The sequence below is a fragment of the Myxococcus sp. CA023 genome (assembly GCF_010998615.1).
Taxonomy (GTDB): Bacteria; Myxococcota; Myxococcia; order Myxococcales; family Myxococcaceae; genus Myxococcus.
Genome location: NZ_JAAEAH010000151.1, coordinates 1 through 6585 on the forward strand (window position 1 = coordinate 1; position 6585 = coordinate 6585).

Below are 6585 nucleotides of genomic sequence, written 5' to 3' on the forward strand. Positions count from 1 at the left end.
CCCACGCCCCCCTTCCTGCAACAGGTCCGCGACGCCCTCCGCGCCTCCCTGCGGGACGGAGCGCCGCAGATGGGCGACGTGGCCCGGCAGCTCCACGTCAGCCCCCGCACCCTCCAGCGCCGGCTCGCCGAGCACGCCACGTCCTTCCAGGACGAGGTCGACGCAGTGCGCCGTGAGCTGGCCTTCGACTACCTGAGGGACGCGCACCTGGGGGTCAGCGAGGTCGCCTTCCTCCTGGGGTACTCGGAGCTGAGCACCTTCGACCGCGCCTTCAAGCGGTGGACGGGCATGACGCCCCGCGTCTGGCGCGAAAGGCCCGAAGCGGGCTGAACCCGGGTGGCGTGCTCGGCCAGGAGATTGGCGTCCGCGGCCAGGAAACCCGGCGCCACTTCCCCTACGCTGCGGAGCATCCACACCCCTTCGCTTCCGGAGGACGCATGCTCAAGCCCCATGTCGTCGCCCTCTTCGACGAGTACTACTCCTCGCATCAGCACCCGACGAACCGGCTGACGCACAAGATCGCCATCCCGCTCATCGTGCTCCACATCGTCGCGATGCTGGACTGGGTGCACCTGCTGGCGGTGCCCGCGATTCCCGGCGGCTCGCTGACGCTGGGCATGGTGGTGTTGGCCCTGGCGGCCGTCTGGTACCTGCGCGCCGACGTGAAGCTGGGCATCATCGTGGTGCTCTTCATGGCCGCGTGCTTCCCGGTGGGCCGGATGATGCCCACGTGGAGCGTGGTGGTCATGGCCGCGTTCGCGTGGCTGGTGCAGTTGGCCGGGCACAGCGTGTGGGAGAAGAAGTCGCCTTCCTTCCTCACCAACCTGGTGCACGCGCTGGTGGGGCCGCTCTTCTTCGTCGCGGTGCTTCTGGGGGACTACGTCCTCAAGCCGCAACAGGCCGCCACCACCCCGGTCCGCGCGTAGTCCCACGCCATGACGAGCTTCGCCGACAAGCTGCGCGTCTGGTTGCCCCTGCATGAGAACGGCGTCAGCCGCGCCGTGCACTTCGTGGGGGCCTACATGTTCATCTTCGCGTTGCTCGTTCCGCTCAGCTTCGTCCGGCTGCCCGTGGGTGACGCGGCGCTCACGGCGGCGCACGTGCTGCTGCTCGCGGTGGTCCTCTACGCCGTCTCCCTGGAGTGGACGGCGGGGCTGCTGATGGCGCTGCCCCTGGTGCCCACGCTGCTCGCCGCGGAGGCCGTCGTCGCGAGGTTTCCGGTGGGCACCGCCGCCGCGGTGGCGGTGGGCGTCATGACCGTGCGCTTCGCGCTCGTCGTCGGAGCGCACGTCGTCTTCGAGAAGAAGACGCATGGCCTGTCCCTGGGCGGGCCCCTGCTCTTCTTCATCGAGCCCGTGTACCTGCTCACCGTGGCCCTGTTCTCGCTGGGCATGAAGCAGACGCTGCGGGCCGAGGTGATGACGGGCCCCGGCGTGTCACAGCCCGCCTGAGCGCCCAAGCCGCGGCGAGGCGCTACGTGCCCGCCGCGGCCTTGAGCACGGGCGGTACGTCCTCATGGGTGCGCGGGCCGTGCAGGGAGTAGACGACCACGGACTCCCGCCGGCCCTTCACGTGCGCTTCGCCCAGGCGCTCGCCCGTGAAATGCCCGCCGCTCATCTGCCACGTCCGCTCGCTCACCAGGATGTCCACGCCGTGTGACTTGGTGAGGCCCTCCACGCGAGACGCCAGGTTCACCGCGTCACCGATGACGGTGTACTCGTGCTGCTCGGCGCCGCCGAGCATGCCCGCCGCCACCATGCCGGTGTGCAGCCCGATGCCGATGCGCAGCGGCGGCAGGCCTCGCTGCACGCGCTGGGCGTTGATGTCCTCCAGCTTGGCGCGCATGTCGAGCGCCGCCCGCATGGCCAGCTCCGCGTGGTTCTCGCGCGCATCCGGAACGCCCCAGCACGCGAGCATCCCGTCACCCAGGAACTTGTTCACGATGCCGTGGCGCGCCATGACGATGTGGGCCATGTGCCCGAAGTAGTCGTCCAGCAACTCCAGCACCTGTCCCGGGTCCAGCGTCTCGCTCAGCGTGGTGAAGTCGCGGATGTCGCTGAAGAGGATGGTGACGTCGCGCTGCACCGGCTGGAGGGAGTCATCCCCCAGTTGCATCACCCGCTCCACCACCTGCCGGGGCAGGAAGCGGGACAGGCCGTCGCGGCGCCGCAAATTGAGGAACATGCCACCCACTTCCGAGTTCGTCAGCGCGATGAGCGCGCCCAAGGCGGCGTAGCAGATGAGGACGAAGCTGGTGCGCGCCACCGAGCCGTGCCCCGTCATCCACGCGAGCAGCGCGTAGGCGCCGCTGGACAGCACCGTGGATAACAGCACGTGCCACCACGAGTAACGCACCACGGAGAACGCCAGCACCATGCCCAGGCTGGCGCACAACATGCCGGCATCGAAGACGCCGGAGATGCGCCAGGTGTGCCACGCCATGAAGGAGAAGAAGCTGGTGTCCGCCAGCGTCGTGGGCACGGGCAACCACCGGGCCCGGTTCGGGTGCGGCCTCTGGAGCAGCAGCACGACGATGGCGACGACGGAGAAGAGCACGTACGCGGCCATCGCCTGCAGGCGCACGCCGTCCACCGGTGCCGAGTACGTCTCCCCTCCGCCCCAGGCGATGACGACCTGGCTGACCGCCATCAGCAACACCACCAGGACGCGGACGATGGCCACGCGGCGCTCGCCCTGAAGCGAGCTGGTCGCCAGCACCACGTCTTCGTTGGAGTGTGATGTGGCTTTGTCGCTGCGGCGCATGGTGACGAGCACTGCTCGCTATCGTGCCTCAACTCCCCCACGGACAGCGAGGGCCCTGGGCTTCCGCAGTCAGCGCATCTTTTGCGCATACCAGGACGCGTACGGAGCAACTGTCTGCCGACCTGACACCTTGAAGTCGGTGGCCCCCAGGGTCAGAGTCCAGCCCCCCGCGCTCTGGAGAAATCGCCTTGGTCCGCCTCTTCGCCCCGTTGCCCGAGCCCGCTCCCGCCGAAGTGGAGCTGACCGGCGAGCGTCGTCACTACCTCCTGCATGTCCTGCGGCTGGAGGAAGGCGACGCGCTGGAGGTCTTCGACGGAAAGGGCCGGGCCTTCGAGGCCCGCGTGGCCCACGTCACGCCGGATGTCGTGCGCGTGACGTTGGGCACCGCGCGCGTGGCCCCCCCGCGCCGCGAGGTCAGCATCCTTCAAGGCCTGCCCAAGGGCGACAAGCTGGAGCTGGTGCTCCAGAAAGGCACCGAGCTGGGCGCCACCGCCTTCCACCCCGTGGCCACGGCGCGAAGTGTCGTGAAGCTCGAGCCCAAGCGCGCGGAGGAGCGCACCTCCCGGTGGACGAAGATTGTCGAGGAGGCCGCGCGGCAGTGCCGCAGGAACGACGTGCCACGCGTGGCCACGCCCGCCCCACTGCTGGATGCGGCTCGCTCGCTGACCGCGGGCACCGTGCTGCTCGTGCTCGACGAGGAAGAATCGGCCGTGCCCTTGGGCGAAGCGTTCCGGGCCGCGGGCACGGGCACCGCCGTGGCACTGGTGATTGGCCCCGAAGGGGGGCTTGCGCGTGAAGAAGTGGATGCCTTGATGGCCCTGGGCGCGCGGCCAGTCACCCTGGGCAAGCGCATCCTCCGTACCGAGACGGCGGCGCTCGCGGCGCTGGCGGTGATGATGCACCTGGACGGCGAACTCGGGTAGCAGGGGGGCAGCCGACCGCACGGAGTGGGCGGTTCACACTGTCCGAAGATGATTCCTACGTTTCTGCCGTAGGGGACCTCAGGGGGACCCTCAACACAGGAGAGACACTCATGGGGATCATCGCATTCATCGTCATCGGCCTCATCGCGGGTCTCATCGCCCGCGCCATCCTCCCCGGGAAGCAGAGCATGGGGCTCATCGCAACGACCTTGCTCGGAATGGTCGGTTCGCTCGTGGGCGGCCTTGTCGGTTCGCTGTTCCAGCGTGATGGTCGGCTCTTCGACCTGAGGCCTTCAGGCATCATCATGTCGGTGATTGGCGCAATCGTCGTGCTCCTGCTGGTGGGCGCAGCCGGACGGCGACGGGTACATGCCTGAGAGTGAAGGACTCTCCACGCGACGTCCCCCCGTGGGACATGCGCATGACACGGTGATGAGCCCCTGACGGTCCTTCGAGCAAGGGACCTCGGGGGCTCGCACTTTTCTTGCCCCCGGCTCATGGCTGTCTTTTCATGTAGCAGTCGTCCAGCCGGGAGGAGTCCGTTGTCCAAGTGCTTGAAGTGCGGTGCCATGCTTCCACCCGTGGGTGAGTGCGCGGCCTGCGACACCGTCACTGTCCGCTCACCCGGAGTGCCCAGCCTCCTCGATCGCGACATCCGCATCGACCGCCGCACGGAGCAACGCGAGGAAGAGCTATCGACGCTCCCGGGCACGCCCGCGTTCGCCGACCTGGCGCAGCATGCGCCGCCGCCGCCCCCCTCCGTCTCCCCCCTGTCCACGCCGCTGCCGGGCCCCGCCATGCCTCGCGCGGCGCAGCCGGCCGCCCCGCCCCGGCCACTACAACAGCCGGGTGCCGCCGCCCTCCGCGCCGCGCAGCCGGGTGCCGTCGCGCCTCAGCAGGCCGGTGCCACACTGCCACACGCCGCGCAGCCGGGTGCCGTTGCGCCTTGGGCCGCCGCGCCTCAGCAGGCCGCGCCCCGCGCCGCGCAGCCAGGTGCCGCCGCGCCTCAGCAGGCCGGAGCCGCTCAGCCGAGTGTCGCCGCGCCTCGCGCCGCGCAGCCCGGTGCCGCCGCGCCTCGTCCCGCTCAGCCCGGAGCCGCGCCCCAGCAGGCCGCGCCCCGCGCCGCGCAGCCCGGTGCCGCCGCGCTTCAGCAGGCCGGTGCCGCACTGCCCCACGCCGCGCAGCCAGGTGCCGCCGCGCCTCAGCAGGCCGCTCCTCGGTCCGCGCAGCCTGGCGCTGCACCTCCGCATGCGGGAGCCGCACTGCCTCACGCCGCGCAGCCGGGTGCCGCACAGCGCCCGCCTCAGCCAGGTGCCGCCGCGCCTCGCGCCGCTCAGCCCCAGCCCGCGACGGGTTCTCCCATGACGCCGGCCTATGGAACGCCGCCGGTGGCGCCCGCGCCGCGCCCGCAGGCCCCGGCACAGCTGGCGGCTCCTGCGATTGCGCCCGTTGGCCTGCCCCGCATGGAGCAGGCGGCACCTCCCGCGGGCCTGCCCCGCATGGAGCAGGCGGCGCCTCCCGCCGCGTCCACTTCCGGACTGCCTCGCATGGAGCACGCGGAAGCCGCCTCCACGGGTCTCCCGGCGATGGAGTCCCCGGCCGCGGCCCCTTCGGCCCTGCCGAACATGGAGTCGCTCCTCCCCGGCGTGTCCGTGGGAGTGGCGCGCTCCGAGGCCATCAAGGCGCCCCCGTCCAAGGCCCAGGTCAAGTCCGCCTCGGGCGTCACGGAAGTGCGCGCCCGCCCGGCCTCCCTGTGGCGACGGCTGCTCTCCTTCACCATCGACACCGCAGCCATCGCCGGCGTGGCGGCGCTCTACATCACCCTGGCCTCATCGGTGACCGGGCTGAAGACGCCGGAAGCGGGGCTGACGGGGTTCGATGGCTTCGTGGCCTGGCTGCGCGCCTTCCACACCATCCTCCTGCCCGGGTTTTTCCTCGTTCTGGTGCTCGCGCTCGTATACTGCGCGGTGGCGGCCTTCCTCTGGAATGGCCGGACGCTCGGACGGCTGCTCCTGGGGCTGCGGCTGGTGGACACACATGGGATCGCCCCGGCACCGGGACGAGCCATCGTGCGCGCCCTGCTTTCCGGCGTGTCCTTCGTCTTCTTCCTTGGTGGCTTCTGGATGGCGCTTTTCGACCGGCGCGGGCAGACGCTTCATGACAAGCTGACGTCCACCTTCGTCGTTCAACCGAGCTGAACCACCGGCTCATTGTGCCTTGCGGCCGCGGCCGTAAGATGCCGCGTCCTACATGCCCGCCCGTCTCGCCCAGTTCCTCGTCTCACGCATGCTTCTCACGCAGGAGAGGGCGGGGGAGGTGCTGCGTCAGCACCAGACCCTGGGCGGGCAGGTGGACTCCGTGCTGTTGGAGCAGGGCGTCGCCAGCGAGGCGGACGTGCTCGCGATGCTCGGAGAGGTCTCCGGCTTCATGCCGGTGAACCTGATGGACTTCGAGCCCAATCCCGAAGTCGCCTCCTTCATCCCGCCCAAAATCGCCGAGCGCCTCTGCGTCGTCCCCCTGTCCCTGGACGGAAACACGCTGCACGTCGCCAGCGGCTACCCGGTGCCCAAGAAGGAGCTCGACGAGGTCGGCTTCCTCCTGGGCAAGCCGCTCGAGCTCTGGGTGGCCACCGAGGTGCGCGTCCGCGAGTGGGTCTCCACCATCTACCGCCAGCCCCTGGCCCCGCGCTTCGCGAAGCTCGCGGCGGCGTTGGATCCGGAAGCCCAGGCGGCCACGCCGCCACCGCCGCCCGCCGCGTCCATGGAAGAGGAGTCGCTCACCGCGGACATGGTGGAGCGGTTGGCTCGCTCCGTCGCGCAAGAGCCCCTCGCCGTGGAGACCAGCGCCGCGCCCCAGGCCGCGGCCCCTCGTCCCGAGGCCCCCGCGAGCCCCCAGCGGC

General features: G+C 70.5%; 8 protein-coding genes and 1 pseudogene. 7 read left to right on the top strand and 2 right to left on the bottom strand.

All coding sequences use genetic code 11. The features are described from left to right. From F8M74_RS36715 to F8M74_RS36725, 3 genes are all read left to right on the top strand, one after another. Nucleotides 1-330, top strand: a 330-nt coding sequence (locus F8M74_RS36715) for a helix-turn-helix transcriptional regulator (protein WP_141617004.1), incomplete at its 5' end; no start/stop codon positions are given. 107 nt (nt 331-437) lie between these two features. Further along, nucleotides 438-926, top strand: a complete 489-nt coding sequence (locus F8M74_RS36720; RefSeq protein ID WP_140860945.1) for a DUF962 domain-containing protein — start codon at nt 438-440, stop codon at nt 924-926. A 9-nt stretch (nt 927-935) separates the two neighbouring features. After that, a complete protein-coding gene (locus F8M74_RS36725; RefSeq protein ID WP_141259086.1) occupies nt 936-1451 on the top strand; it encodes a DUF962 domain-containing protein in 516 nt (171 codons plus the stop codon). A gap of 22 nt (nt 1452-1473) precedes the next feature. On the opposite strand, the gene F8M74_RS36730 is transcribed toward F8M74_RS36725, so the two are convergent. Next, complete coding sequence (locus F8M74_RS36730; RefSeq protein WP_216620814.1) at nt 1474-2763, bottom strand: adenylate/guanylate cyclase domain-containing protein; 1290 nt, start codon at nt 2761-2763, stop codon at nt 1474-1476. A 188-nt stretch (nt 2764-2951) separates the two neighbouring features. Here F8M74_RS36730 and F8M74_RS36735 point away from each other — a divergent pair, with 188 nt between their 5' ends. Then, nucleotides 2952-3686, top strand: coding sequence for a 16S rRNA (uracil(1498)-N(3))-methyltransferase (locus F8M74_RS36735; RefSeq protein ID WP_141259084.1), 735 nt, complete (start codon nt 2952-2954; stop codon nt 3684-3686). Nucleotides 3687-3796: 110 nt separating this feature from the next. Then, nucleotides 3797-4063 carry a GlsB/YeaQ/YmgE family stress response membrane protein gene (locus F8M74_RS36740; RefSeq protein WP_090484944.1) on the top strand — a complete coding sequence of 89 codons (267 nt, stop codon included), beginning with the start codon at nt 3797-3799 and terminating at the stop codon, nt 4061-4063. 459 nt (nt 4064-4522) lie between these two features. Here F8M74_RS36740 and F8M74_RS36745 read toward each other — a convergent pair whose 3' ends face one another. Next, nucleotides 4523-4936 carry a hypothetical protein gene (locus F8M74_RS36745; RefSeq protein ID WP_141259159.1) on the bottom strand — a complete coding sequence of 138 codons (414 nt, stop codon included), beginning with the start codon at nt 4934-4936 and terminating at the stop codon, nt 4523-4525. 111 nt (nt 4937-5047) lie between these two features. Here F8M74_RS36745 and F8M74_RS36750 point away from each other — a divergent pair, with 111 nt between their 5' ends. Then, nucleotides 5048-5884 (top strand): RDD family protein, encoded by an 837-nt coding sequence (locus F8M74_RS36750; RefSeq protein ID WP_228560937.1) that lies wholly within the window; start codon nt 5048-5050, stop codon nt 5882-5884. 52 nt (nt 5885-5936) lie between these two features. Continuing rightward, nucleotides 5937-6585: pseudogene (locus F8M74_RS36755) on the top strand (FrgA protein); the annotation flags it as partial.

What these genes read in the sequence shown, in the direction of transcription:
- F8M74_RS36720 (WP_140860945.1), top strand. Translation starts at nt 438, where the DNA reads ATGCTCAAGCCCCATGTCGTCGCCCTCTTCGACGAGTACTACTCCTCG.
- F8M74_RS36725 (WP_141259086.1), top strand. Translation starts at nt 936, where the DNA reads ATGACGAGCTTCGCCGACAAGCTGCGCGTCTGGTTGCCCCTGCATGAG.
- F8M74_RS36730 (WP_216620814.1), bottom strand. Translation starts at nt 2,763, where the DNA reads ATGCGCCGCAGCGACAAAGCCACATCACACTCCAACGAAGACGTGGTG.
- F8M74_RS36740 (WP_090484944.1), top strand. Translation starts at nt 3,797, where the DNA reads ATGGGGATCATCGCATTCATCGTCATCGGCCTCATCGCGGGTCTCATC.
- F8M74_RS36745 (WP_141259159.1), bottom strand. Translation starts at nt 4,936, where the DNA reads ATGCGGAGGTGCAGCGCCAGGCTGCGCGGACCGAGGAGCGGCCTGCTG.
- F8M74_RS36750 (WP_228560937.1), top strand. Translation starts at nt 5,048, where the DNA reads ATGACGCCGGCCTATGGAACGCCGCCGGTGGCGCCCGCGCCGCGCCCG.